Origin of the sequence: Legionella drancourtii LLAP12, from assembly GCF_000162755.2 — a bacterium.
GTDB classification, from domain to species: domain Bacteria; phylum Pseudomonadota; class Gammaproteobacteria; order Legionellales; family Legionellaceae; genus Legionella; species Legionella drancourtii.
In genome coordinates this window covers 170765-196793 of sequence record NZ_JH413817.1, presented here as the reverse complement: position 1 = coordinate 196793, position 26029 = coordinate 170765, and the positions used below count along the sequence as shown (strand labels likewise).

Below are 26029 nucleotides of genomic sequence, written 5' to 3'. Positions count from 1 at the left end.
ATAATCAGTACGGAAATAGCAGCAATTAGTCCATAACTTAAAGAAGGCTCAGGCCCTATTAAAAACCAGACGAGAAACGAAAGCCCTGCAATCCCTAAAACCAATGGCACAAACCAGGCTGAAACAGCATCGGCCAACCGTTGAATAGGAGCTTGACTGCGTTGCGCTTCGCTGACTTGGATAATAATACGAGCAAGTAACGTATCTTTGCCCACCTGGGCGGCTTTTATAATGAAGCTTCCTTGTTGATTGAGTGTCCCGCCAATGACGTGATTACCTATTTCTTTTGCCACAGGCATAGGCTCACCGGTTAGCATGGACTCATCGACATCGCTTTGACCGTGAATCACTTCCCCATCAATCGGGATTTTTTCACCCGGACGCACTAGTAATCTGTCCCCTACGCGCACCTCATCAAGCGTAATATCCTCCTCTTCGTCATGATCATTTAATCGGTGAGCGAGTGTAGGATTTAAATGAAGCAACGCGCGAATAGCATCTCCTGTGCGCTCTCGCGCCTTCAACTCCAATACTTGACCTAAAAGCACCAGAGTCGTAATGACTGCTGCCGCTTCGAAATATACAGGAATCATCCCATTTTCTTGCAAATGAAGGGGAAACCATTGGGGGAAAATAACTACTACTAAACTATACCCCCAGGCAACTCCCGTACCTAAGGCAATTAGAGTAAACATATTCAATCGTTGTGATCGAAGCGATTGCCAACCTCGAACGAAGAATGGCCAGCCACAACCCCAAACCACCACGGTGGCAAGCATTGCTTGAAGCCATAAGGATAAAGGCACTGGAATCGATGCGCTCAACCAGCGTTCACCCATCGCTAAAATCACAATGGGAATACTGGCGACAAATGCCACAATGAAACGCCAAAACATATCCTGATATTCAGGATTTTTTTGCTCTGTTAAACTCACTAATTCAGGCTCAAGGGCCATTCCGCAAATGGGACAAGTACCTGGTTTTTCTTGACGGATTTGCGGATGCATTGGGCAGGTATACATTGTATTTCTTGTCTCTTTATCAACAATAGGCATAGGAGGGTTTTTATGTTGATGAGCACAACAACTGTGCTCCTCTTTGGTGTGCTCGGTTTTGTGGTTATGTGTACTCATCATTCACCTCAATCGTATTTTTTAAGCAAGCCCATTATCTCATCCATTTTTTCCTGACGCGATTCCTGACTGCCATGGCAAGCAACCTCATTAAGACAATTTAAAACATGGCGCTCAAGCACGCCAAGCTCAATAGTTTTTACCGCATTACGAACAGCACGCAATTGCGACAAAATATCCACACAATAACGCTGCTCTTCAATCATCCGCTTAATACCTTCGAGCTGACCTATAACTCTATTAAGTCGAGATAACTCATGATGATGCTCCGAATGTTTGGTCATAACTTTTCTCCTATATACCCCTATAGATATATACCGTGGTGGGTATATTGTCAAGTGAGTGCACTAAAAAGAACAAATCAAAGTTTTCCTTGGCGCATTTCAATTAATTGTGATATCTGTTTTTGCTTTTATAGAACTCAAAGGCAAAGAGAATTCTAATTTTATATAACTCCCCGCTATTACTAAAAAAGCCTAACCCTAGGCAAAGAAATAACATCATTCACATCGATCACGGGCACAAAAGATGTTGCCCTGTCTTTGATTTAGTGTTAGTCGAGTGATTCACTCAAAGAGGATATCCTAGAACTACAGATTGCCGACCAGGCATCCTGCCACAGGTTATAGAATGAGTTTCTTAGCATAAGACCCGAAGATTTCGCCTGAATTGCACAGGCTCGTCAGTTATCCTTATGAAAAATTTAGCAATGGAGAGATCTTGAGGTAATATTTTTAATTGGTGGAAAAATACATCAATTATTGATCGTTATTTAACCATATAATCAGATGGTCGGAATGTTAGCTCAATTAAACAATTTAATTACTCAGTATGCAAAATCGCTGCCCAATTGGCAGCAATCCCTGACTTAATATCTATCCCCATTGACTAGATTAGTAATATTTATGAAATTATTAATTGAATTTATATTGTTTGATGGCAATGGAATTCTAATTTTATAAAGCTCTCCCCCATTCACCAAAACAAAAGCTTGTCCCTTAGGTAAAGAAATAAGGTCATTTACATCAACCATGGGTACTGAGGTAGTTTGTACACGATCTTCATTAGTAGTATTAAAATAAATCCCATCCTCTCCATTGGGAGTATCATTAACCATAGATACTTGAGTATGATCAACGACACCAACCTGGGGTAAGGCTTTAACCAATAAATTAGCGGTTTCCTCATTTTTAACTCTAAGCATAATCAGGGTATTAAAATTACCCTCGGTTACTGCAGCTTTAGCTTTTGAGCCAAGAGAGACTTCCATATCTTGTATGGTTTGAGCATAGGCTGTTACCTGGAATCCTGCACCACCTGCTTTATTGAGGATTTTTACAAAAGAATCCTGGATGATTTCTGAAAGTTCATCACAATGCAGATTTAAACGATAATTGGCATTACTTTCTTTATAGATCTTTCCTGCAGTAGAGACTAAATCAGATAAGAATGCTTTACCCACTGCTTGGGCTATATTCGGATTAGTCAGACTATCTAGGCCTATGTAAATGACTTTCTTTTCCTTAATTGCAGTCATTAATTCAATTTCATTAGGACTTTTGTTAAATGAGAAAATAGCAGAAGCGTTACTTTTATTGATCTCAGATAAGACTGGTCCTACGCTTGCGGTAATTTTGTCATAATAATGTTTATCCATTATCGCAGCATCATATAGATCTATTAGGATTTGATCATGGAGGCTTTCAACATTTCCTGCAGCGATAGTTTTATTTATATAATTTTTTAAGTACTCTGCGACTGCTTTGGGTCTATCCATAGGAGCCGTATTTTTATTTTTACGACTGTTACGTTCTTCATGATGAGTCAGTATAGCTTCTATGTGATCATTATAATCAGGGTAAAGATTTGGCATGATTGTGTCTGAATAGGCCATAAGCAGTTGATCTAGTCGGCTGATGTAGAATGCTATTGATTTATAGGTGATAGGCTGTTGCATTTCCTCCAAGCAAATTGCGACTATGTTAACGTATTTCCATGCAAAAGCTGCGAATTGTTTCCCTTCACCTTCTGCGGCAATTGCATCAGTTATTCGAGTTGCAACCTCACTAACCTGATCATAATTTTTTAATGGATTGTAATGGGCGGATAATTCGGGAAAACCTAAATGCACTATACGAAAATCATCTAAACGTCCTGATGCCTCACAGGCTGAATACATATCACGTACTAGATCTAGATCCCCTTTGGGATCTACTACAATCACCGCATCACCATTTCGGATATCCTGATTGATCAGAATACTGGCCAACCTTGTTTTTCCCACTCTTGTGGTACCTACAACAAAGGTATGTCCAACACGTACATCTTGAGGTATGTAAACTGGACTATCTTTTTCGCCTAATCCATGCAGAAAAGGGCTACCACCTACAGGTGGATCTGGTCTGAAAGGGTTTAGTTTAGACGAACTACTTAACATTTTTGCCAATATTGTTTTTTCATGGTTTTGGCAAAATTCTCTTACTGTTCTGTAGCATTTTCCTCTTTGCATGAACAATTCATTTTTTATTTGCTTAATCTGATGCAAACGTTGAGTGTGGTGTGGTAGCCAACGAAAGCCCTTTCCAACGAACAGCCATTTTGGGGATAAGGGTACTTGAGTAGTTGATAATGCGTAGTACGGCATAGTAATTAATCGGCGATGATAGCGTTTGATTTTCAGTGCTTGCCATCCTCTGACTAAACTTAAACAACCTAGACTTACTCCGGCGTAATATCCCATGCCTTGGGTTAATAAAAATAAATGAGGTTTAGTCGTAGCAAGTAAAGCTAATGCAGTACAAGTAATACTTGTATAGATTTCTGTTGGTTCACGTAATAAGTTTTCAACGGGATAATCAGCCATTATTATCTCCACCAAACCAGTAATTCAAAAAAGACCATTGCGACCAATAAGTACCATTTAGCTTTTAACGCAGATTGAATGTGCTCAGTAGGAATTTCGGTATTACTTCGCTGAACATAGAAAGAGATGACTCTTGGCCATAACCCAAACAATGCCAGATAAAACGTTATATGAGTAACTAGAAAACTGATTTTATGAGTTAGAAAAAAGTGACTGGCTTGATTAAACTCATGATTAAATTGCAACAGTTGTGGTGCCAATAATAAAAGGAGCACTACTGGCAGAATAACCTGAATCATGACTATAATAGTTGAACGAATATATTTATTTAACATGGAAAATCCTTATGATTAGGAATATCAAAAGTCGTAAATCCATGGCCTTTATGGCATTGAAAATCCTTTGGAAATTTGCATTTTTAACTTTGCAAGTAATAGCGTCCTTTGCCTCGGATGATCGATCTAAAACACGCTATACAGCCGGAAAAGCACAACAGCTTTATGAGGAAGATGCGATCAGTGGATCTGAATATGCCAAAAGCATTCATGGTGAATGAAGTTATTTGACTCATAGCATTTTCCCTGCACTGGCTATTTTTGCTCCTTGTCTTATAGTGTCTGATGCTGAATTAGCAACTTTATCACTTTGTTGACCCGCTTCATTTATCAAACTAGATAGCCCTGCTCCTGCCTCTCCACCAAAATGACTGGACAGTTTCAACAGCAACATAGGTGCAATGAAATAAAACATGACAGCCATATTACGCATGGCAGAAACGGCATCATTTTGCCCCAAGGGATCAAGTACACTCCGTTCAACAAAACCAACCAAATGCCAGAGGTATTGCAGAAAGATAGCCATGATGAATAAACCACAGATACTGCCTAATGCCTTAGGGTTATATCCGCTTAAAGCCAAAATAACTGGAGTCATAATAATCAGAAAAAAATATAGGAAAGCTTGCATTACAGGTAGTGTTTGCATAATAGCTTCCCGTTTCAATGGTGTTGAAGTCCATGATTTTGTCCATTGCCCCATGTTAACCAGTCCATGGGATATGGCACCACCGAATGCACCATTAGTATTATCCATAAGATTTTTAACACTGTTGGCTTGCATATCACGGCTATCGTTAAGCAGCATCTTGGCGATGTAATCTTCTGAGCTTAATTGTGAACCCCACGCTTTGGGATGGTTAGTTTTAAAAGTACGAACTCTGTCTAACACAGCGAAATAATTCAGATGGCTATCAAAAACACTAGCTTCATTGGCGACTTTCACCAAATCTGTTTTTAGTTTACCCCACCATTGATTACATGTTGGATAACCTTCCTCTGGCAAGTGTTTTGAATCAATATCACCTCGTTGAGCCGCCTTTTCCAAATTGCTATTGGGAGCTTCTTTAAAACTAAATCCTGGTACAGGTTGTCGGGCATGAATTTTTCCGTAGTACAGAGTTTGATAGACTTTTGAACCTATCCATTTCAGATCTTCTTCACCACCATATTTTTTCAGGATTTCTTTTACCTTGACCTTGTCATATGGTTCATTGTGATAACTGTTTCTGGCCTCCAAAAAACATTGCCTATGAAATTTTAAGGCTTGTTCCCGAACTTCTGTTGGTAGATACGTGGAAATTAAATCGCCTTCGATGGCTTGTAAGCTATCGGTACACCCTGTTACTTTCATTAAGCCATAAGTGATCCCAGACATATAGTTTTGCAAAATGGCAAATCCTATAGGCATTTTGACACTGGGGGTCAAAACATCTGCGAAGGCTTCATCGTAAGTAGTTCCGGTATCTTTTAATGTAGAAGTCTTGGCATCAGAACCCTTTTTAATTCCACACATGGGTTTAAAACTTAGAGCTTTTTCTTCCAAAGGGACACAGGGATAAACGAATATCCCGCAAATTAAGAATGTCATTGCCAATTCATAAAGAAAATTATTTAAGGCATGTTCAGCTGCATGATGGGTAGATCCTGCTGGAGCCAGGACATTTTTCAAAAACCGATAGCCCACCATAAGAAAGCCAAGATAAAGTAGCCCTGTTTGCCACAGGGCGTTGAATAAGACTTCATATTGCTGCCAACCTAAATAAGTGGTGTAGAGGGATAATGGACTAAAAACTACCATATCAATCTCCTTTGAAGTTGGTTTGGGGTTTCACATACACAGCTCCATTTTTCACACTTGATTGCTCATGATCATCACCGGGTAAACCTTTGGCTATTTCATTGGAGCGCATGTCCATTAACATAGTTAGAGTTTCTGTCATCATTTTTTTGCGTACTTCACTTTCAAATGCCAGTGAATGAATATCGTCATCCAGCTTTTTTAATGCAAACCGCACCATATCCAAGGCAGGTTTCAGGTTTTGTACTTCTTGTACTTGTAATCCAGCTTGAAGAATTTTGCGCATCATCAATGCCTTATCCAGCATGTTTTGCACAGCAATCTGCTCGGCTAGTTTAGATACGGTGAGTATTTGTTCTTCACGAGGTAAACGTTGAATTGTGATGATAATTTCATCTGTAATCATCAAATTAGATGCGCTCACTAATCTGAGCTTTTCTTCAGTCAAAGGCCATTGTTTATCAACCAATTTCCACAGTGCTTTGGCTACATTAGAGGTGCATGTGTTGCTACTGTCGCAGCTTTGTAATAAAGCAGATAATCCTATTCCTGCTTTGGCATCATGTTTGGTTTTATCGTTTTTATCTTCACTGGCGCTGACATGAATATCTCCTAAAATTTTTACTGCCCAGTCAGCAGCCTCCATTGGAGTTTTCCAGTTCTGAGTCATTGGTGTGATTACATCGGCTTTTTTATCGTTATTTAAAGGTTTTCGGTTTAGTAGAATGTTGTAACCAGCTATCACCACATCATTAATGACTTTAATTGGTCTTTGATACTTACCACCTGCATTACCTGCTTCATGTCCAATCCAGGGTAAGCCATATTCATCTCTTTTCTTTGCAATGTTTTTGGCAGTTGCAGTAACATCTACATTTTCTGTTTTGGCACGTCTAGCAGCGTCTAGCCAACCTTGACTGTCTGAAATTGATAACATACTTTCCATAGGCGATTGACCTTCTTCCAGAGTCTGTTTAACGTCCTGGCAATCTTTCACTTTGACGGCAAATTCATTTAGCGCACCAGATGCAGTATTTTGCAAAACATTATAAAGAGCTGGCATGGATTGCTGTAGCTTATACATGGGGTATCCAGCTACGGAGCCTTTCAAATTATCAATAATTCCACCAGGTATATTCATTGCTGAAGATTTCATATCCTGAAAAGTGTTCGTGATAGAAACGACAGGATTAAAACCACTACAGGTAAAACCTAGACGAGCATCAACATTTCCTCCTATAGTTATAGTTTGATCGTTATTAACAGGAGGTATGTACAAGTTAGATGAACCACCCAATTTATAATAGTAGTCTGACTCATTAGGCATAAATGAATCGGCAAATAAGATTGTTGGGAGGAAACAAATTAGTGCAATTGTTGTTTTATTCATAATTTCTTCCTATCGTTTTTGAGGTTGACCTACTTTGGGAAATGACAAAGCACGGATGTACTTTCCTTCATGATGAACACAGCCACGATATTTACGCCAAACCACAAAGACATAATTTCCATTTCCTGCTTTATCATCTTCTATGCCCATATCACTTGAGTCAGTTGGGTTTATATTACGACTCTTGGGATAGACTTCCTGCCAAATTACCTGCTTACGTTTTGGGTCAAAAATCACATTGGAAACAACACAATTTGGGCCGCAAGAATTGCTGGTACTTTGGGTGACATGCAGACTGTTTTTATTGGTAACGATATCGGCAGCATGCATGGCAGCAACTATTGAGGCACGAAACCGTGAAGGTTGCGTTACCCTCATTAGTCGTGGAGTTTCATGTCCCCAGATATCAGTCTGACTGCCAATATCGTGGTTAAACAGTAATTGAGGATGAGTAGCCATATAAGCAATTTCAGCTATTTCAGTTCTATCAGATACAGCATCAGCTTCACTAATGTAATAGGGAAATCCGAATCGTGTTTCGGGACGGTGCGAAAGATAAGGAAAACGATACAATCCAGCAGGACTACCTATCACATCAACGATTCTGGTTCGCTCATCATTAATGTGCATTGAGTTAATCTGTCCTGCATCATCACCAAAACCCAGATCTGAACCTGTCGCCAACTTATAAGTTTGTTTATACAACGTTTGACTGGCCGGATTTTCAAACAAAGCTTTAGCCTCTATCCATGGATTGGTTTCAGGTCTATTGGCAACGGTGACAATTAAATCTGGAAGAAACTGCTCCACAGCAGGCACAGGAACCAGTTTGGGTGGCAACTTGCCAACCGCCCAAGTGCAACTGCCTATCACTTTATAATGGCTATTATTAAAGATTTTACTAATGACTTTGGTTGCAATACCAAAACTGCTAATAGGATTAGGTGGTTTAATACTTTCCTGTGCATGCAGCACTGTGGAACCAAAGAACAATGCAAGTAATATAGAATGGTTAATCCTCATAAAAATAACCTCCATCATTTTGATTGCGTACTTTGTTCTCCAATCTGCTAGCCACAATCTCAGCGGCTTTAAGAACATCGTATTGTTCTTCTAGTGCATGACGTTCGGCCTTTTCTGCTTTTTCATTGAGTAGTAACGCCAAGATGTAACGAGTTGGAATGACGCGAAATAATCCTTGATAACGCGAACCGAGTAAGACTGCCTCAGCGTAAAGTCCTTTTTGCGAATCAATGTCACGAATAAGCGCTATTTGTTCAGGAGTTAATTGTTTGAATTTTTGGACATCAACCAGTTCCTTTTCATCAATACCTAATAAAATCCATGTTTCAATCAGTGATAAAATCTTGGTAGCCATTTCAGAATTCATGTCTGCGACATTTTGAGTACTGGGAACCAGCCACAAGCCCAGTTTACGTGCAACTTTAGCTACAAGCAGTGCGCATGTGACCACAGATGGAATTTGAAACTGGATATGGGCTTCGTCAAAAAAGAGAAAAGTTGGGCGATTGTTATTTTGGTTTTCTTCAGCCATAGCAAGAATACGTGGTAAGAGCGATACCATAACCAGAGCCAATTTCCCTTTATCATCTTTAATAGCTGACACATCGACATGGAAAATATCAAAATCACCTAAAGGTTCAGTAGGTACATTAAAAAATCGTGATTTATTACTATTAATTACATAACTTTTTAATCGGTCATGCATATCTAAAATACGGTCTTTTTTGCGAGGAACTGTCTCTTTTTCCATTCTTCTGGCAAAGGCAGCCAATACATGTTCCGTCAGCATTTGCGGAATATTGGCATTAAAGGAAGTTAATATGGCATCACTTAAGACTTCAATTAGTATGGTTTCATCAGCTAGAGTGAAGCTCTTTTCTTCTAAATCATTAGCTTCAGTAATCATGGTACGCAAAGCAAGTGACAACTCTGCCAAATAGTTACGTGATTCTTCATTACATGCCTGCTCTGCAGAGTTTGCAGCCTCATTTAATCCTTCTTTCATCTGCATTATTTTTTCAGCCAAGTTTTTGGCCTTTTCATCACTTAAATTACTACTGATTTCATCAAGTGCTTTGTAGGCTTCACAAAATGGGTTTAAAGGAACAGCTTTGCTTTTTTGATTGCTTAATAATAATTGTTTGACACTTTTTCCCTTAGCTCGACAATGGGTGAGAAAACGGTCAAAAGAGTTACCCATTTCAAACAATACAATACGCGCGTTTTTAGTAGCCATTAATGTATTAATTATCCATCCCGCTGCTACAGATTTCCCACCACCTGAATTAGCGAAAAGCGCCATATGAGAGTTTTGGCTAATAAAGTCCGTATGCAATGGATCAAACAATACCGGCTCACCCAGACGATTAAAGAAAGTAAGACAAGGCAGATGTCGCGCACCTTGATTACGACCATAGACTGGAAGTAAAGCTGCTAATTCTGAGGCATAGATTAAACGGTCAAATCGTAAATATTGTCGCGCAAAAGTTGGAACAAAATTAAAAGGTAATGCATTAAGGTAACTGTTGATTGGGTGAAGATCATAACTGGAAGGTATTAAAGGCATTTTGGCATCAATGAACAAGTCCTTTAGGTCTTTTTCAATTTGGATTGCATGTTCTTCAGTTTTTGCACGATAGAATATTGCCTGATTAACCCAAAATAATCTGTTGCCCATTGATAATTCATCTCGGGCAGTTTTAATATCATCTCTGACCTGTTGCGGTTTTAAACTGGTACCAATGATGCCTTTTTCAAGTCGCATTAAATGAGCATCAAGAGCTTCATCATTACTAAAAGTGACCTGAATGGTATAGATTGCTCCCTCTGGTAATCTGTCTAATAATGCATAACGATGTTTGGGATTTGCTTGAGGTTTTTCACGAGACAACAAACCTGTTTCAGGCGCTTCTCTTAAGCCATCTACATATAATATTCGATGTTGATGACCATCAAATACAAAACCTTTCTCATTACTTTCAGGCGGCGTAAAAAATATAGCCTGATTTAAACTATATCCAGCGGGTTGTTTTTCTTTGGGGTAAGGAAAACGACTAAGTAACTCCTCAATATTACCATTAGTCATTGCAGGTTCAGGATTAAACCAGCGTACCCACCATTGGTAATAATCCTTACCTGTTAGTCTTTTGAGTTGCAAGCCAGGTGATTTCAGTTTGCTTTCAATCTGCGCCATCACTTCTTGATGTTCCAGCAGTGCCTGATCTCGTGTTGTTTGAACTTGTTTGTATAAACGATAAAACAAAACACGAACACGCCTTCTTCTACCGCGATAAGGCATATCAGTTTTAGGATCTAAGAATAATCCTTCTGGCCTTACCATCTTAGTGAATAGATCATCGAGTCTGGCCAGATAATCCTGAGTAAAGGACATTTGAGCGATTTTGGGATCAAGATTATTGGTGATGTGATTCAAAACAGGTTTTAAGCTGTACTCATCATTCACATACATTTGCATTACCCAAGGATCGTCTTTATGCAAGGGAACTACTGCTGCAAAGGTGTCACGAATTTTATTAAATACAGAATCCAGATGAGCAGGAGATGCGGCTTCTGCAGGTATGCTGGCTAATTCAAACCCTGATCCGATACTGATTCCATCATTTAACAAAAACAGATTTTGTTTATCACAAAAATCGACTATGGCGAGTTGATCAGGTAATGAAGGATGGGGGTTGCTATACCCTTTCTTAACTTCCTTTTCTGTAATAGCACTCCTGGATTTAGAACCTAACAACCAATCACTGGCTTCATTCAATAATAGCTTCATACCATCCCCCTCAATATTGTTCAGATGCCAAAGCAAACTGGTTTTGTTTGTAGAGAAAAAATCCTGTGGTGTAGCCAGGTTTAATCAATTGTTCATCACCAATTAAAGCCACATGGGGAAACACATAAATTGGAATTTGAGGGTTATCTAAGGGCTTAAATAAATTCTGAATTTCATTAGAGGCATCACGTGTATACCCTTCATAATTGACAGGCTTGTTTGGTGTTCGTTTTACAGACCAACTTTGTGTTGGTTCGCTAATGCTTTGCTGATAGAGCTGACTGACAGTCAAACCTCCTTCTGGTATTGCTTTGGAGGCTACTATCGAAGAAGCACACGCACTCAAAGTCAATGTGCTACCTAAGGCTAAAATCATGCGTAGTTTGTTGTGAATGGCCATAATCTAATACTCTCCCGTTCGCTTCTTTATCGAGTTTGATGGTTTGTGTTAAATGAAATGAAAATTGATTGGGTCTATACCCTGATTTATAAGCAACACTGGCAGGAACAAATACCATGTCAAAACTACCCTGAATCCTTTTTTCCAGCCAATCAGCTGCTTTGACTGATCCTTGGGATAACGCACCGCCTAAAGCGTACTTACCCATAGAACCTGTTGGTGTAGCAGTTCCGCCATTGTCATTGGCCGTGTAGGTCATTTGCCATTGAGACAATGCATTACCAAAACCCTTAACCCCATCTGCTGCAATCATGGCGGTTAATACACGCGGAGCATTGGTAAAATATTGGCCTTTGATGCATGGGTTGCCGAAGGCAGTAGTCAGATAACCCAGACTTTCGTTATTAATCATCTCAGCGGTTCCATTCATTTGCTCCTTGCCGACGGTTACAAAATGGCCATCATCAAAGACAAATAAAGCAGAGGTGACATAAGCTCGTGCACAACTGATGTTATCGAGGAATGAGCCTACTCCTATGGCATAGCCATTGACCTTCATCCCTGAAATATTAGGCGGTAATGGGATGCCATTTGCAGCCATTAAATCCCCTCGATTAATAACTGCTGAAAAGGGAAAAAGTGGTTGCATTAATTTTCCTTCCACTGGAACTTCACCAATTAATGCGGATAATAAAGTGGTGTGACCAAGATCCGATCCAGCTGGAATGGTGTAGAAAGGAATAGATTTTTTTACTTCTGTTTTTTTCAGATTGATTTTAGTTTTTTCGGTTAAAGATTTACGCTTGGCATTGAGTCTGTCCCAATAAGCAAGTTCGGTTTGATTGTTTTCATGTTTCATAAGTAACTGATCTATGTCTTTAATAGTGCTTTTTTTAATTGGTTTTTTTGCTGGTTCACCATTAATTGAATAAGGTTGATCCTGAGGTTGTTGTTCCTGTGAGGATTTAAGTTCTGCGATTTGTTCTTTTAGGGCATCAAGCTCTTTGGTTAACTCTGGATTGTTGGTTTGCGGTGCATTAATGTTTCCTTGAGTGTTTTGCTCCTTGAGCATTTTATTCTGCGCCTCAAGGCTCGCCAGTTTCTTTTCAGTCTCTTGCTGTCTGGCCGCAACATCACGAATATTGTCATTGAATTGACTGGCTATGGCTTCATTTAAGTTATTAGGATCGCTTTGTTGTTTATCAGGTACAGATGAATGATGACCACTATTCATTAGTATCAAAGCAGCGACGCCTACTACAGCACTAGTTAATACTTTTAATCCGGCATTTTTCTTCATCGTACAAACTCCCTACCAGTAGCCAAGGCCTCATTAAATGGTCTATCCGAAACCAGAAATACGGTGGTTGTGTCTTCTTTACCTCGTGGTGCTAATGTATTGGTGGGATAGAAGGTAGCGGTTTGCCAATTTCCCACCATGCGACGAGGATCAACAACTACCTCTTTATTCAACAGATTTTTTAATTCGACCGCTGTGACATAAAAGGCACCTCCATGCCATGAAATCAAAGGACGAGACTCCATACTGGCACCAAAAATCAGACTTATTTTTTTTCTGGTTTGCATGGGAATACGACCAACCCCTTCAGGAATGACTAATAGTCTTTGTGGGGCATATAGGGATTGGATAGCGAAACGGGTCAATGTGATTGAGTTGATATCAAAACTGTTAGCCGTTTCCGGTTGATTATTGTTAGATTCTTCTTTATTTTCCAACAAGATTTCTACAGGTTTATTGGCGGTGATTTTCTCATTGGCAGATAAGTTAAGAATAATCACTTCGCCTTGGGGCATAAGCTGAACGAGCAGGCGTTTGTTATCAAAAGATTCCTTTCCTTTAAGATAAAGAGCATCCTGAATTTTTAATACTGCGATTTTTTCGCCAGCTTCGTTGTCGATAATGCTAATGGCTTGGGGGAAATGAACTAATCGTTCCTCATTTAAAGAAATACTCAAATGAATAGGCGTTTTATCCCATAACACATGCTCGGCATCGAGTGCGAAAACCTCCATACTGACCAAAACACTGATTAATACGAACAACCATTTATACTTTGTCATGTTGTTTTTCCTCCAAAGGTGTAGCTAACAAATCTTTGACCAGGGCTTCTGGTTGGGTATAACCATCGAGAGCTAATTGAAAGGGATTTTGCAGGCGAGATAAGGTCACTTTGACTACTCGAAGATGGTAATCAACTACCTTGTCAGCAATGACCATAGGGCTATTGTCTTTAAGTCTTTGCGTGATGCGTAAAACCAGATGTACTTCCCACATGTTATTGCCTATGGCTTTCACATCACTGTCTTCCATAAAGCGATAAAGACTAGCCACTTGAACTCTATTGAAGAGTTGAGCATCTTTATACGCTACCAATGTTTGCTCCATTAAATGTCTATGACGTGGGGTGAAGTAATAGTGGAAACTGGCGAGGTTATTAGTGAACTCACTTTTACCTGATTTGGACCAGGTATTTAAAGCAGGCATTAACGTTGCAACAAACCCTTGCACATACTCAGCAGGAATTTGCTCTGCTTTAATTAATCCACCATTTGTTGCCATTGAAGGGGTTAGCCAAAATTCATAACGATTAGGGGATTTAACCAGAGTGATAATCAGTCCAGCTACAATGAATACAAGCACTGAGATAAAGGCCAATAAAAGGCGGTTGAGATGGTTTAAGCTATCGATTTTCTTCCAGTAATTAAACATGAGGTTCACCTACTAATTTGGATTTTTGCCAGATGCCTTTATGAGAAAGATAAGGCGAAGTTCTTATGCCCCAACGTGCAAACCCTAAAATGGTTTTCTTCATTAGATAACCATAAGGTTTGCCCGTTTTTAATCGGGCAACACGCTTTGGACAAACCGTAATGGACAACACAAAACCCACCAAAAAACCAACGCAACCAAAAGCCAAAGGGTAGCCTGCAGGTATACCGCTTAAGGTAAAAAGCAAGCTGGTACCTGGCGTTGCTACAATGACAATCCAGAATAGTTCACGCAGACTTAACCCTTTGTAGGCTTCGTAATCATGAGACAGATGGCGTGATGAAGGTCGGTTCATGGCAGCCACCTAAATCTTGAATTTGGTAATCATGGTATAACCCACGTACCCTGCAACAATACTGATTGCCAGATAAGTAATACCCATCACCGCAAAAGTACCAAAAGCCACCATCGAACCGTCATTTTTCTTGGATTCCTCTATACCATGCTGAACTGTTGTGATGAACTTGATAAAACTCATTACCGCAGCAATAAAGAGTAATAATCCCAATCCTTGTCTGACGTAATTTCCTGTCACCGTCATCATGCTTTTATTGCCGTCACTAATATCATCAGCATTAGAAATTTTAGGGAACCAATTATCAGCAAACAGGGCTGGTGCGTAGTTTAAACTGATAAAACCCGTACCGATTTTTTGCCACCATTGATTCAACTGGACGTTTTTATTTTTCATGGTTAATTCCCCTTTACTATTAAAATTAGAATGAATAGGCAAAGTCCCATTACAATGCGAATTGAACGAGAGCCCAGACGAATGAGAAAACCATCTTGTTCTCTTTCTTCATTGCCCATAAAGTGATTGATGCACCAGATCACTGCGATAATGACCATCATGATCGCGATGAACCGAATGCAACTTGAGTACACCCCAGCAGCTGTATTACCTGCCGCTTGCTTGAAGCTGGCGGCAAATGTTTTAGCGATATCCACTTTGCCCATGGCTACTTACCAATGAAATCAAGCGCTAAAGGCTTGATAGTTTTAGGTTCGATGGCGGGCTTATTGATGTAATCAATTAGTGAATTGCGGATAACCAATAAATCATTACGCAACCCAGGATGTGACTTACCATCAGATCCTTCAAAAGATTCAATGTGTAATTGGATTCGAGTATTAGGTTCAATTTCCGTTTGGGCTTCATCCAGCAAGGGCATGATGGCGTTAATTTGGTTAATCACTCTGACCAACGTTTGATTAAGAGCTTCTTCACTGGCGTATGTTGCAAAGCAAGTCATGCTCAGCATTAAAATCAAAAACAATCTTTTCATTTTTTCTCCTTACAAATATTTCTTAAAGCGACTGGCTGTAATGGAAACCATCACACTTAATAAGATACTGACGGGTACGAACATTAGTGCTGGGGTAATACACAAAGGAACTGCTAGCCATAAGGCCAATAACATCAGCAAACCACGTTTGAAGTAGCGATTTAATTGATGAAATACATATGAGGACTCACGCCCCAACGAGGCGGTGCGAATGGCTCGTTGATTCAAACCATCGACCAAACCTGCTGTCATAGCTAAAGCAAATAATGGAATGCTTGCCAGAATAATCATCAGCTTGATAAACATCACATGAGCAGTCAGACTGATAAGCAACCCAACTTGTTTTGTAGTGGTAAATAAGTCATCTACTATCTGATCTAATTCAGAGTTGTTTTCTGGTAAAACCGTATTTAATTCATTTTTTATAACGGTAGTAACTTTTACTACTTTGTCAGTCATCTTTTCAGTTGGTACTGCGGTAACCCATGATTTGAAACGCTCAGCCACTGAAGCATCATTAAATTCTGCGACTGCACTAGTTTGTTGTTTGGATAGTTCATAGATGGTTTGCCAGGCTGAATCAAAGCCAGTCATTCCCCATAGACTCAATGCCCAACCCAATAAAATCAACCAGCCTATGAAGACAAGTAACAGCAAGCTCATGATGATTCTTTTGGATTTCTTTTGGGTTTGAGTTTTTATTGCCATATCTCACCTTTATTAAAAATCAGTGGGTAATGGCTTTCTTTGAAGATGGCTAAGAGGTCATCTACATTAGCAGGCAATAATGGCGCTTTGATTAATTCCTGAAGTTCCAACAGACTGGAACTGCTGTCTATATTAGTAATAAAACCCAGAGCATTTATTTTTTCTAACTCTTGTGCATGATCCTTTAACCATTGACGAGATACAGCATCATCACCAATGATAAAAATAGAATAAGAAAAGTTAATTAATTCTAATTTGCGTTTTAATACTTTGCCCGCTGTTGCTTTGCTGGTTGCAGGTAATCGCGCATCCAGTTTTGCTTGAAGTTTCAGTGATTCTTCTGTGAGTTGCTCTTGCGATTCTTTGATGTAGTGTTCCCTATCGATGACTTGATAGGCATAGCAGGAAGTAATCATCAATAAACCTGCAATTAGTGATATCTTTCTCATCTTAAAACCTCCCCAGATCAACAACGCTAGAACTGCCGTTTTTAGAAAGTAATAACAACGGGGTGGTTTTTTTATTAGCCTTTAGAGATTGATAATTCAGGTCGCCATGATTGAGCGTAAGACGGCCACTGTTTATCAGATGTTGTGGTATTTGATTCTTGTTAGCCCATAATTGAATTGATAAATCATCACTATCCAAAAGCATGAGGTGTAAGCGAGTATCAGGAGTATTTTCAACTGCTTCAGTTAAAATCATCAAAATAGTTTTGACTGCTTCATCTGGTTTCATGAACAGATAAAGGATGTCTCCCTGATTTAGTTGAACAGACTTATGGGCATAGGGTGAGTAAGGAGACGGATCAAAATCACCAACAACAGGTACATTGGCAAAGAGCTTGTTATAGGCCTTATAAAATGCATTATTCCAGGCAATATTTTTAGAGACTTTCTGGGCTTCCTGAGCTGCTGCTAATTCGGCAAAATGATTACGCTCAGCTTCATTTCTGGCATTGAGGCCAAGAATATCCAGAGGAGTTTGTCTTAGTCCCTGATAATAGATCTTGCTACGATTTTGCATGAGCAGGACATAACGTTTTTCTTCTTCAATTGTTAAGTCCCAAACCTTGGATTCATGAAGTTGTTGTTCATTGAGTTGAATTTTGTTGATGTCTTGTTCTGAGGTTAAGTCATCGTCATTAACAGTTAATCCAGCTTTCGCCAATGTCTGGTCTTGTGCTGCAAGAGTATTCAACGATTGAGTGTTGATACCAGGGATATTCAACTCAGCAAAAGCTAGCTGAGTTGAAAACAAGGATATTGCTATTACAGAGTACTTAAGCATTTTGATCACCTTGCTCAGTATCCAGGGTCACCACAACATACTCTTTTTTACTATTTTCCAGTTCGAGTCGTTGCTTACCAAAATCTACATTCAAAACAGTCCAATCAATTAGCTTATCTCCTTTCTCTAGTGGGAATGTCTTAAAGTCATAGGTAACACTGGCTACATTGACCTGTTGGATACTGTCGATGCTCAATACTTTAAATGGTAATGCTGACACAGGGAGATATTTGACGGGATTTTGTTTTTTATCCAAGGTATTAATGACTTCATGAATAGCATCCAGCTTGTGTGTTAGTTCAGTACGATTATCAGTTAGGAGTTGGTCATCCTTGGATTTTAGTTGCTCGATTAAAGAAGCTAGCTTATTGAAATCCTGATTGATCGAACTCAAATCAATTTTTTCACTAGGCTTTGTAACTTCCTTTTGTAGGTTGATAAGCTGTGATTGAATGTCATTTAAGCGAGTACTAATTATTTCTGTGTCTTTCGTGGAGTCAACTGGACGTTCTATGATGAAAATCATACCAACGACAAGAGCCAGATTAAGGGCTGCAATCGCTATCCATTTCGTTGAGGCGTTAAATAAAATCATGCTTTACTCCTTGTCACTGGCTTAACAGCAGATTGATAAGCAGGTTTTAATTTGAAGTTCACCTGGCGTAACAAGGGATTCTCAACCAGCATGAAGACTTGCTGACCAGCAAGAACTTCCAACCCCCCTTTAACTGTTAATGGGCCAAGGTTTCTATGAATTTGAGGCAAGGTCTGATGCATTACAGTTTGCAAGCTCTCAGGTTGTTTTTCTTTGCTCACAAGAGTAAAACCTGAATAGTGCAACCACCATTCAATCGCCTCCCCAACAGTTTTAACTTCTTGTGGAAAATGAATTTGTTGAACTGCTAATAAAGGATTAACTTGAGCAGCCAAAGGTTTATTAGCTACGGTGGCATAACGGTGAATCTGGGTTACATCATTGGCCGCATGAATTGTCAATGTAAGCAGGCTTAGTGAAGTGATTAATAGCAACTTGGACATAACAAACTCCTTCCGGGCTTCATGCCCGGTGCTGATGGTTAATTAGTTTCTGTAATGAATTCCTTCTCTGCTTCGATCTGAGGATTAGTCATTTTCTTAATAAAAATTTCCTTGCGATCAACGTCTATATGTAGAGGAGCTTTGATTCCTATGGCTATATGACCATTGCGAACGTATAAAACCTTGATTTCAATTTGACCTTTGTCGATTAGTATTAGTTCTCCAACGCGACGGGTAAGTACAAGCATGTAAAATCTCCTTTTTAAAGTTAAGGTCTTAAGAATCGCAACATGGCATTAAGGTGCTTGGTTGCAATATCAGAACTTGCTGGCTGAATAGGCTCTCTATTAACTCGATAAGGCTCATGACGTTTAAACGTGGCCATACAATATTCAAAAAACTGGGGCAAACTAGGTGGAAAAACATTTCGTTCACGAATGCTCAGTAAGACTTCTTTAAGAATTTGATTATTAAAACGACTTAAAGTGTCAGACCATTCTTTCTTGGCAACAGACAAAGCATTTTCATTTTGGTAATTGCTCCACCAGATATGGCCATAAATAGCGCCAAGACGGATAAACAACGTATCAATTCGTTTATCATGAGCCTCAGTCTTTACTGAAGTTGAGGACGTTGCTTGGGGTTGATTGTTTGGGTGTTTCATCTGCAAAATCGAACTCTGCATCACCGCATGTGTCCCAGAAGATTTCACTGGGAGATTTTTTTGCATTACTTCGCTTATTCTTTGCATTACTTTGCTCCTGTGTCATTACGGTTGAGAGTTCATCTTTCCAGCAATGCTGGGCTAACCAATTGGCAGGATACTTCCATGGGGGAAGCCATTCCCCAGAAAGCTTGTGTTCCTCACGATTATTAATTTGCGCATCAATCGCGATGATTATTTTTTCAAAAAGTTGTTCATCAGGATTGATTTGTTGAAATTCACTCCATGCTTTTTGTTTGGATTTTTTGTTTGGAAAACGCGACCAAAATTTTTCGAATTGCTTAAATAAATATAAATAATTATTGTTTATAAGAGGTATGTCGGCTTTTGCACTTTCTGCTATGCCGGCTTTTAAGGTCGCATTTGCCAAATTGCCAGTGTTTTCAATATCTTTTTGAGATTTTTTAGTGATGCCTTGCTGTGACGGCTTTGTGACGGCTTTTTTTGAGACATAATAATCCCTTGTTGCCAATATGCATTTTAAAATCAAAGTATGATCTTCAGACAGAAATTGAATAAGCCCTGCCCGTTCAAGACCTGCCACCGCACGTCGTACCTGAGCGCGAGAAAAACTAACGCTTTTAATGCCTTGATGAGGTTCGATATAAAGCTGTTCAGCAATGGATTGATAACTAATACCTCGATCAATCCCAACTATGCCTGTTTTCACATTCATGTACGGCTTAATCCCTCTAAAATAAACTAATTGCTGGATGTGCGTTAAACCACACAACCCAGCCATTTCGTTTTGATTAACTATGAAATCCATCTCTCCCTCTTCTTTTTCAATATCCACTCAACAACAAACAGCTCTTTTCGTGCATAAATACTCGAATCGAGCAATATAAATTACAAGTTAACACATATTGAGAATCAGTCAATATCTGGTATCATATTTATTAAGTATTTTTATGAGCGACATGGAATGAACATAAAAGAGAAAATAGGACAACGAATTAAGCACGAGCGCACCATCAAAGGCTTAACCAGAAAAGCTCTGGCAGAGTTAACTGATAGCTTGAAAATATCCAGAATTAACAACTATGAGCGCGGTGAACGAACTCCAGGCCCAGAAGAAATTAAACAACTGGCAAAGGTACTGGAGGTTTCACCAGCATTTTTGATGTGTTTGTCTGATGATAAACAAGGCAAACTTAAAAAACCTCTGGGTCTAGGTGCATTAATTCCTCTACTTAATTACAAACAGGCATGCGATCCTGCGGTTTGTATTCAGGAAATTAAAAATGAACAATATTCTGAAATATTTACCTTAATTCCGATCAGCCCTAGTTTAACTGCTCGTATAGGGGAAAATGCTTTTGCACTAGAGGTTAAAGATGACAGTATGATTCCAGAATTCAGGAAGACTGATGTGCTTATAATTGATCCAGAAACGATGCCAAATCCTGGTGATTTTGTGATAGCCAAGCTTGATGGTGATAATGAAGTTATTCTTCGTAAATACAAACAATTGTCTGCATCACGAACTACTCCTGAGTTTGAATTGATTGCCCTAAATGAGAATTGGGCTAGTTTACAAGTTAATGGCGATACAAAAGATAAAATTGTTGGCACTGTAATTAGTTTGCAGAGGATATTAAAATATTAAACATATAAGGTTACTGAACTGTAGCCAAAACAAAATATTTATAAACAATGCCATATGCTACTAGCTCCTCCTGTAAAGGGGGATTATAAGAGTAAATATTAAAAGAATATTTTAATTCTTTGTTTTAAAGTTAAGAAGGAGTTCACCGCACTCACAACGAACCTCATCAACGTTCCCCTTTGAGGGTGATGCGTATATCCAACCATCACATTTAGCACATTTGAATTGATTAAGTAGTTCAAAGAAAGCTTCTTTTAAACGTGAGAATTCGTTTGAAGTAAAATTAGCCCATTCGTTGTAATGAACTGATGGGTTTAATGTCCATTGCTCCAAATTAGTCTTTTGTATCGCTGCAATCAACTTGGTATCTATAAAGCTAATATTACCTACTATATCCTGTTGATTCCATGAGTTAGCAGCCGTTTTTGCTTTCTTTAACAATTCTTTATATCTACTAATTACTGCTGAAAGTGTTTCACCGAAATCATAAGAATTATTATATCTTATTTCCAGTTTCACTCTTAATTTAATACTCAATTCTGTCATTATATATTCAAGATAATGCCGTAAAATCGAGGCGGCTTCTGAGATGGATTGTTCTTTGATACAACGATCTAATGTCTCTAAAGTATCTTTCTCATTAAGAAATGATGGGCCATTATCAACAGACCATCCTCGAAAATTAAGTACTTGCTTTGAACTAACAAATCCTTCATTGATTAACTGCTTTTTCCAGATTTCATCATGTGTAGTAATGACAAATTGTGTTAATGGGAATTCAGATTTTAATAATATGCAAAATGCTCTGCGGTGACTCGTATCTATCGACATCAAAACGTCATCCAACAAACAAAATGTAAATTTATTACCCATGATTTTTTTTGATAATGCTAAATATAGACAAAGCCCCATTCCATCCTGATGTCCTTCGCTATGAAAAGCTAAGGGAGGGAAAACTCCTCTACCATAAAAATCAACATCAAGACCAAGACTACCTTTTGAAGGAGTTAACTGAGCATTAAATTCTTTTTCATCATCATTATTAATTTGACTATAAAAGCGTGAGAAATCTTTCTCAACTTCAGCATAAAGATCAACAAGTTTTTTCTCGCTAATACTTTCAAATAAAGATAATAATTGCGTTGTTTTTTGGGCTCTTTTATCCCAAATGCTAATCTGATGTTTTGCAAACTTATAAGCATCAAGCCTTTCATCTGCAATTATAAGGAAGCGCTTTGCATTTTCTTCAGATGAATAATCAGGTATTTTATTTACACAAGTAAAGATGCTTTGTAATAAGACAACGATTTGTACGTCAAACCTACCATAAGGATCTTTAATTAAGCTAGTAACCTTTTCTAAATTATCAATAGGGGAATCCAGAAACTCACAGTCTAATTTTATTCTTTCTGACAATGCCACCAATTTTTCAGCTTCAGAAGTTAAATTGAGAGAAAATGCGCCCCTTTTAATCTCATCAAGTTCAGAAAGCAGCATAATATAATCAGATTTAAGAATATTGCATCCTGATTGAATGGTACTCAAAAGGGTAGCTGCTTTTACATTATCAGCAATTTTCTGCTGAATATGACTTATTAATAATTGTAGGTCATAAGCTGTATCACAAAAGGGGCAGAAGTTATCAATAATGAAGTTTAATCCCTTCTCATAAAACTCTTGTTTATTAACGTATTGCAAAAATTCATAATTACTTTGAAGATTTACAATTGCTTCATTGGTAGCTTCCAGTGAGGTGGTTATAGTTTTTGCTTCTAGTTTTATCAGCAAGCTATTAATACCTGGGCACAGCACTTTTTTATCAACTGTTTTTTTATTGTTTTGAGTATCATTGCCAAGACCTATGGAAAATTTCGTATCAATATTAATAGACTCTATCTTGTCCAAGATCAAAATAGCCCTCATATCATTGACCAGTTTCAACATATTATTTTTGTTAATTTCTGTCATTTCAAAGTGTTGTAACAAAGCTTTTTCAGCCTGAGTGAGATTATTCGATTTTTCAGTAAAAGATCTTTTAGTTTCATTGTTTAATTTATTAAACACACTTCTAATTTTATCAATTGAATCCATTTTTAAAAGCTCTTGAACTTCTTTGGCACGTTTACTGGGTTCAGTCACAATAAATTTTAGAATTTCTCGTCGTGATAATGAAAACTCGGGGTGCTCTGATAGAAAGTTTAAAATTATTTTACCTTCTTCATTTTCTGGCTCTATTTTAGGTTTTTTTAAATGGGCTACGGTTCTTTCTATAGTGAAGGAATTACCGGTCAAATCATTGGTTACTTTAATTATCGCTTTAGCTTTTCTAGGGTTATCTCGAAAATCAACATGTGGTGCATGTATACTAAGTGTAACTCCCGACGACCCCGTGCCGGACAATCTAGAGATATTTCCCGTTAATGCAAATTCAATCGCATCAATAATGCCACTTTTTCCCGAACCATTTGGACCTTGTATAACAAGGTTGCCATGCCCGAGATTATGATGAAGACGTTTAATTCCTCTAAGATTTTCTATTGTTATTGATTCTATCCTTATCAAGAGAGCTCCTCATCAAATAATATTTGCTTAAGTTGCTCGCCATTTGGAATCTCATAACCATTAAATAATTCAGAGAACTGTTCAAATTTATCGGTATTTTCTAAAATATTTTCTTCTCTAATTTTTTCTAGAAATTCTTGGGTTATTTCTTTCAAAATCGTAGTTTCACTCATATTTACTATTATGTTGTCATAAGCATATGAGTATTATAACAGTCAGGGACTTCATTAGAACAACTATTAATTTTTAAAATAGTTCACTCTTATTAGCGACTAAAAAACATTGCGTTGTTCAGCCTGCTTGTTTCTCATAAAAAGTAAATTACAAAGCTAATATTATTGAATATTTGTAGGAAGGTCCTTTATTCGCCAATAAAAATCAAGAACCACTTCAACAGCTTTAAGGCTCTATCCTCATTAAGATAATATTTGCCGCTAACAACTTGGCTTAAGAACAAAAGATTAACTTCCAAAAGTTCAGCTAATGACTTCAAATCATAATTGCTGAAAAACAGGATAAACTCTATTAAATATTTTTGATTCTCTTTTTTACATTTAAAATTCACATCAGAAAAAGATCCCAACACTTCAGCCAAACATCCCATGTAATAATCTCCAGATTTTACTTACGGCAAGGGCTCTAGTACTGCCCTTGAAAACAGTAAAACATACTGAAGAGAGTAAAAAAATTAGTTTTTTTACTACGAGAATGTTGGAGGTAAAATGCAAACTTGAAATAACATTAAGCAATTAGATCCAACTTAAATCAGGCAATAACTGTTTCAGTCGATTTGCTATCAAGTTCGTTTGTATCATCAATGAGACTTCGTATCTTTCCAGAAATAAAATACAAAAATACTCCGCCTATCAATGCCCAAATGCCCAATTGATTAAATACATGAAAATAATCAGCATTCGTTATTAAAGGATCAATAGAGTCTGTTTTCATCATCGCATTAGAAAAATAAGATGATAATGAAGCCGAAACCCCAGATACCATCATCCAAGTACCCATCAGAATTCCTTGTAACTTAGCAGGGGCAATTCGCCCTATCATTGCATACCCTACTGGACCAATTAGTAACTCGGCAATAGATTGAGCCACTAAATGAAGTATTACCCAGCTAAGACTGCTATAACCGTGACTATCAGAAAACGTCACGCCGCAAGCTAAGAAAAAGAAAGAAAATGCCAGAATTATAAAGGCCCATACAAATTGCATAGAAACAGAAAAATTGAAGCCTTTGGATTGCAGCTTGTTAATAACGATTGCCATAATCGGTGCGCCCACAATGATAACCAAGGCATTTATATTTAAAACCCATTGAGTCGCCAATTCATAATCAAAAATATGCTTATCAACATTATTTTTAATAAAGATAGTTACACCCATAGGACCTGTGTAATAGATCATCCAAAAGATTATTGAAGTAACTGTCAGGATTAAATAAGCCTTAATCTTTTGTTTATCGGCTTTAATTTTTTGCTTGTGACCTAAGAATAAAATAACAAAAAACATAATAATACTGAGCACCATCACCATGCCATTACTAAAATCAGATGAATTAAAACTCACAGTCAAAAAAGGCACTAATATTAAAATAGCCGCTATACCAATCCAATTTCTCAATTTCTGACGTGAATCATTTTTCAAATCTAATAAGAGACTATTGTTATCTTCAAGAGCAGCCCAATTAAAAGCGATTAGAATTATAGTAACTAGATTAGTAACAAGGCTTGCAAAAAATATGTGTTGGTATTGATTCGAATAATCATAAAAGCCACTAATAATATAACCCGCAAAAAAACCAATGTTCATCGCAGAATAGCTGTAAAAAAATGCTTTTTCCCTTCGATTATCGGTAGAATGAAAACGATCCGCTAGCATAGTGTTGTAGCAGGTAGTATTAAGCCCGCATCCCACCAAAAACAAACTTAATCCTATATACAGAAGTGAGCTTTGTGAAAAAACCAAACACATAATGCCTATACTTTGCAGAATGGTAGTAATAAAAAATAATGAACGATTGCTTAGAAAGCGTCCTCCTATTACTCCCCCTAACAAATGTAAGGCATAATTAAATGCCAGAAATAAGCCCACAATGCTATTTGAAACAGTATTAGATAAACCAAGTTGTTTAGTAACGTAGAGTGATAAGGAGGAATAGAGAATAGCAAATGAAAATGTAGAAAACGCTTGAATAAAATAGAGTGGTATTACGCCCTTGGGCATTTTATGCAATGTCTTAATCATTTTATTTCCTAAGTCCTTTTAGTGGTGACTCTACC

At 38.0% G+C, this 26029-nt stretch carries 30 protein-coding genes; 2 read left to right on the top strand and 28 right to left on the bottom strand.

The genetic code is table 11. The annotated features are described in order from the left end of the window. From LDG_RS20180 to LDG_RS07970, 4 genes are all read right to left on the bottom strand, one after another. A partial coding sequence (locus LDG_RS20180) for an HAD-IC family P-type ATPase (RefSeq protein WP_233491435.1) occupies nucleotides 1-1133 on the bottom strand: 1133 nt, incomplete at its 3' end. An 8-nt stretch (nucleotides 1134-1141) separates the two neighbouring features. Further along, the gene (locus LDG_RS07980; protein WP_040534892.1) at nucleotides 1142-1417 is read right to left on the bottom strand and encodes a metal-sensitive transcriptional regulator; all 276 of its coding nucleotides are present in this window, start codon (nucleotides 1415-1417) and stop codon (nucleotides 1142-1144) included. Between the two features lie 584 nt (nucleotides 1418-2001). Then, nucleotides 2002-3996 carry a type IV conjugative transfer system coupling protein TraD gene (traD, locus tag LDG_RS07975; RefSeq protein WP_006870749.1) on the bottom strand — a complete coding sequence of 665 codons (1995 nt, stop codon included), beginning with the start codon at nucleotides 3994-3996 and terminating at the stop codon, nucleotides 2002-2004. Nucleotides 3997-3998: 2 nt separating this feature from the next. Next, complete coding sequence (locus tag LDG_RS07970; RefSeq protein ID WP_006870748.1) at nucleotides 3999-4331, bottom strand: hypothetical protein; 333 nt, start codon at nucleotides 4329-4331, stop codon at nucleotides 3999-4001. An 11-nt stretch (nucleotides 4332-4342) separates the two neighbouring features. On the opposite strand from LDG_RS07970, the gene LDG_RS07965 reads away from it, so the two are divergent. Then, nucleotides 4343-4552, top strand: a complete 210-nt coding sequence (locus tag LDG_RS07965; protein ID WP_006870747.1) for a hypothetical protein — start codon at nucleotides 4343-4345, stop codon at nucleotides 4550-4552. An 11-nt stretch (nucleotides 4553-4563) separates the two neighbouring features. Here LDG_RS07965 and LDG_RS07960 read toward each other — a convergent pair whose 3' ends face one another. Genes LDG_RS07960 through LDG_RS07865 form a run of 20 tightly spaced genes read right to left on the bottom strand, consistent with a single transcriptional unit; the run spans nucleotide 4564 to nucleotide 20366 of the window. After that, complete coding sequence (locus LDG_RS07960; RefSeq protein ID WP_006870746.1) at nucleotides 4564-6132, bottom strand: conjugal transfer protein TraG N-terminal domain-containing protein; 1569 nt, start codon at nucleotides 6130-6132, stop codon at nucleotides 4564-4566. Between the two features lies 1 nt (nucleotide 6133). Continuing rightward, nucleotides 6134-7522, bottom strand: coding sequence for an integrating conjugative element protein (locus LDG_RS07955; protein ID WP_040534889.1), 1389 nt, complete (start codon nucleotides 7520-7522; stop codon nucleotides 6134-6136). 9 nt (nucleotides 7523-7531) lie between these two features. Continuing rightward, a complete protein-coding gene (locus LDG_RS07950; protein WP_006870744.1) occupies nucleotides 7532-8545 on the bottom strand; it encodes a TIGR03756 family integrating conjugative element protein in 1014 nt (337 codons plus the stop codon). Continuing rightward, complete coding sequence (locus tag LDG_RS07945; protein ID WP_006870743.1) at nucleotides 8535-11333, bottom strand: conjugative transfer ATPase; 2799 nt, start codon at nucleotides 11331-11333, stop codon at nucleotides 8535-8537. Before LDG_RS07945 ends, LDG_RS07950 begins: the two co-directional genes overlap by 11 nt. Nucleotides 11334-11343: 10 nt before the next feature. Next, the gene (locus LDG_RS07940; RefSeq protein ID WP_040534885.1) at nucleotides 11344-11733 is read right to left on the bottom strand and encodes a TIGR03751 family conjugal transfer lipoprotein; all 390 of its coding nucleotides are present in this window, start codon (nucleotides 11731-11733) and stop codon (nucleotides 11344-11346) included. Next, nucleotides 11690-13033: a TIGR03752 family integrating conjugative element protein gene (locus LDG_RS07935; protein ID WP_006870741.1), complete on the bottom strand. Its 1344-nt coding sequence runs from the start codon at nucleotides 13031-13033 to the stop codon at nucleotides 11690-11692. The genes LDG_RS07940 and LDG_RS07935 overlap by 44 nt, the downstream gene beginning before the upstream one ends. After that, entirely contained in the window at nucleotides 13030-13815 is a 786-nt protein-coding gene (locus LDG_RS07930; protein ID WP_040534882.1) for a TIGR03749 family integrating conjugative element protein, read from the bottom strand. Before LDG_RS07930 ends, LDG_RS07935 begins: the two co-directional genes overlap by 4 nt. Next, a complete protein-coding gene (locus LDG_RS07925; protein ID WP_006870739.1) occupies nucleotides 13802-14464 on the bottom strand; it encodes a DUF2895 family protein in 663 nt (220 codons plus the stop codon). Before LDG_RS07925 ends, LDG_RS07930 begins: the two co-directional genes overlap by 14 nt. After that, complete coding sequence (locus LDG_RS07920) at nucleotides 14457-14819, bottom strand: TIGR03750 family conjugal transfer protein (protein ID WP_006870738.1); 363 nt, start codon at nucleotides 14817-14819, stop codon at nucleotides 14457-14459. Before LDG_RS07920 ends, LDG_RS07925 begins: the two co-directional genes overlap by 8 nt. Before the next feature lie 9 nt (nucleotides 14820-14828). Next, nucleotides 14829-15215 (bottom strand): hypothetical protein, encoded by a 387-nt coding sequence (locus LDG_RS07915; protein ID WP_006870737.1) that lies wholly within the window; start codon nucleotides 15213-15215, stop codon nucleotides 14829-14831. Between the two features lie 2 nt (nucleotides 15216-15217). Then, nucleotides 15218-15481: a hypothetical protein gene (locus LDG_RS07910; RefSeq protein WP_040534879.1), complete on the bottom strand. Its 264-nt coding sequence runs from the start codon at nucleotides 15479-15481 to the stop codon at nucleotides 15218-15220. 2 nt (nucleotides 15482-15483) lie between these two features. Further along, the gene (locus tag LDG_RS07905; protein ID WP_006870735.1) at nucleotides 15484-15810 is read right to left on the bottom strand and encodes a hypothetical protein; all 327 of its coding nucleotides are present in this window, start codon (nucleotides 15808-15810) and stop codon (nucleotides 15484-15486) included. Nucleotides 15811-15819: 9 nt separating this feature from the next. After that, nucleotides 15820-16518, bottom strand: a complete 699-nt coding sequence (locus tag LDG_RS07900; RefSeq protein ID WP_006870734.1) for a TIGR03747 family integrating conjugative element membrane protein — start codon at nucleotides 16516-16518, stop codon at nucleotides 15820-15822. Continuing rightward, the gene (locus LDG_RS07895) at nucleotides 16509-16967 is read right to left on the bottom strand and encodes a PFL_4695 family integrating conjugative element protein (protein WP_006870733.1); all 459 of its coding nucleotides are present in this window, start codon (nucleotides 16965-16967) and stop codon (nucleotides 16509-16511) included. The genes LDG_RS07900 and LDG_RS07895 overlap by 10 nt, the downstream gene beginning before the upstream one ends. A 1-nt stretch (nucleotide 16968) precedes the next feature. Continuing rightward, a complete protein-coding gene (locus LDG_RS07890; protein ID WP_006870732.1) occupies nucleotides 16969-17808 on the bottom strand; it encodes a TIGR03759 family integrating conjugative element protein in 840 nt (279 codons plus the stop codon). Beyond that, entirely contained in the window at nucleotides 17801-18403 is a 603-nt protein-coding gene (locus LDG_RS07885; protein WP_006870731.1) for a hypothetical protein, read from the bottom strand. The genes LDG_RS07890 and LDG_RS07885 overlap by 8 nt, the downstream gene beginning before the upstream one ends. After that, entirely contained in the window at nucleotides 18400-18846 is a 447-nt protein-coding gene (gene pilL2, locus LDG_RS07880) for a PFGI-1 class ICE element type IV pilus protein PilL2 (RefSeq protein ID WP_006870730.1), read from the bottom strand. The genes LDG_RS07885 and pilL2 overlap by 4 nt, the downstream gene beginning before the upstream one ends. 38 nt (nucleotides 18847-18884) lie before the next feature. After that, nucleotides 18885-19094 carry a carbon storage regulator gene (locus tag LDG_RS07875; protein ID WP_040534874.1) on the bottom strand — a complete coding sequence of 70 codons (210 nt, stop codon included), beginning with the start codon at nucleotides 19092-19094 and terminating at the stop codon, nucleotides 18885-18887. A 20-nt stretch (nucleotides 19095-19114) separates the two neighbouring features. Beyond that, nucleotides 19115-19510, bottom strand: a complete 396-nt coding sequence (locus LDG_RS07870) for a Vir protein (RefSeq protein WP_083821401.1) — start codon at nucleotides 19508-19510, stop codon at nucleotides 19115-19117. Further along, entirely contained in the window at nucleotides 19455-20366 is a 912-nt protein-coding gene (locus LDG_RS07865) for a hypothetical protein (protein ID WP_006870728.1), read from the bottom strand. Before LDG_RS07865 ends, LDG_RS07870 begins: the two co-directional genes overlap by 56 nt. Nucleotides 20367-20495: 129 nt before the next feature. Here LDG_RS07865 and LDG_RS07860 point away from each other — a divergent pair, with 129 nt between their 5' ends. After that, on the top strand, nucleotides 20496-21179 hold the full coding sequence (locus tag LDG_RS07860; RefSeq protein WP_006870727.1) for a helix-turn-helix domain-containing protein: 684 nt from the start codon (nucleotides 20496-20498) through the stop codon (nucleotides 21177-21179). Between the two features lie 111 nt (nucleotides 21180-21290). Here the strand turns inward: LDG_RS07860 and LDG_RS07855 are convergent, their stop codons facing one another. The 4 genes from LDG_RS07855 to LDG_RS07845 all read right to left on the bottom strand — a co-directional run bounded on the left by LDG_RS07855 (nucleotide 21291) and on the right by LDG_RS07845 (nucleotide 25994). Next, on the bottom strand, nucleotides 21291-23741 hold the full coding sequence (locus tag LDG_RS07855) for an AAA family ATPase (protein ID WP_006870726.1): 2451 nt from the start codon (nucleotides 23739-23741) through the stop codon (nucleotides 21291-21293). Next, a complete protein-coding gene (locus tag LDG_RS19625) occupies nucleotides 23738-23914 on the bottom strand; it encodes a hypothetical protein (protein ID WP_158307871.1) in 177 nt (58 codons plus the stop codon). Before LDG_RS19625 ends, LDG_RS07855 begins: the two co-directional genes overlap by 4 nt. Before the next feature lie 188 nt (nucleotides 23915-24102). Next, entirely contained in the window at nucleotides 24103-24345 is a 243-nt protein-coding gene (locus LDG_RS07850) for a hypothetical protein (protein WP_006870724.1), read from the bottom strand. Between the two features lie 161 nt (nucleotides 24346-24506). Further along, nucleotides 24507-25994 carry a peptide MFS transporter gene (locus tag LDG_RS07845; protein ID WP_006870723.1) on the bottom strand — a complete coding sequence of 496 codons (1488 nt, stop codon included), beginning with the start codon at nucleotides 25992-25994 and terminating at the stop codon, nucleotides 24507-24509. Nucleotides 25995-26029: the final 35 nt, after the last annotated feature.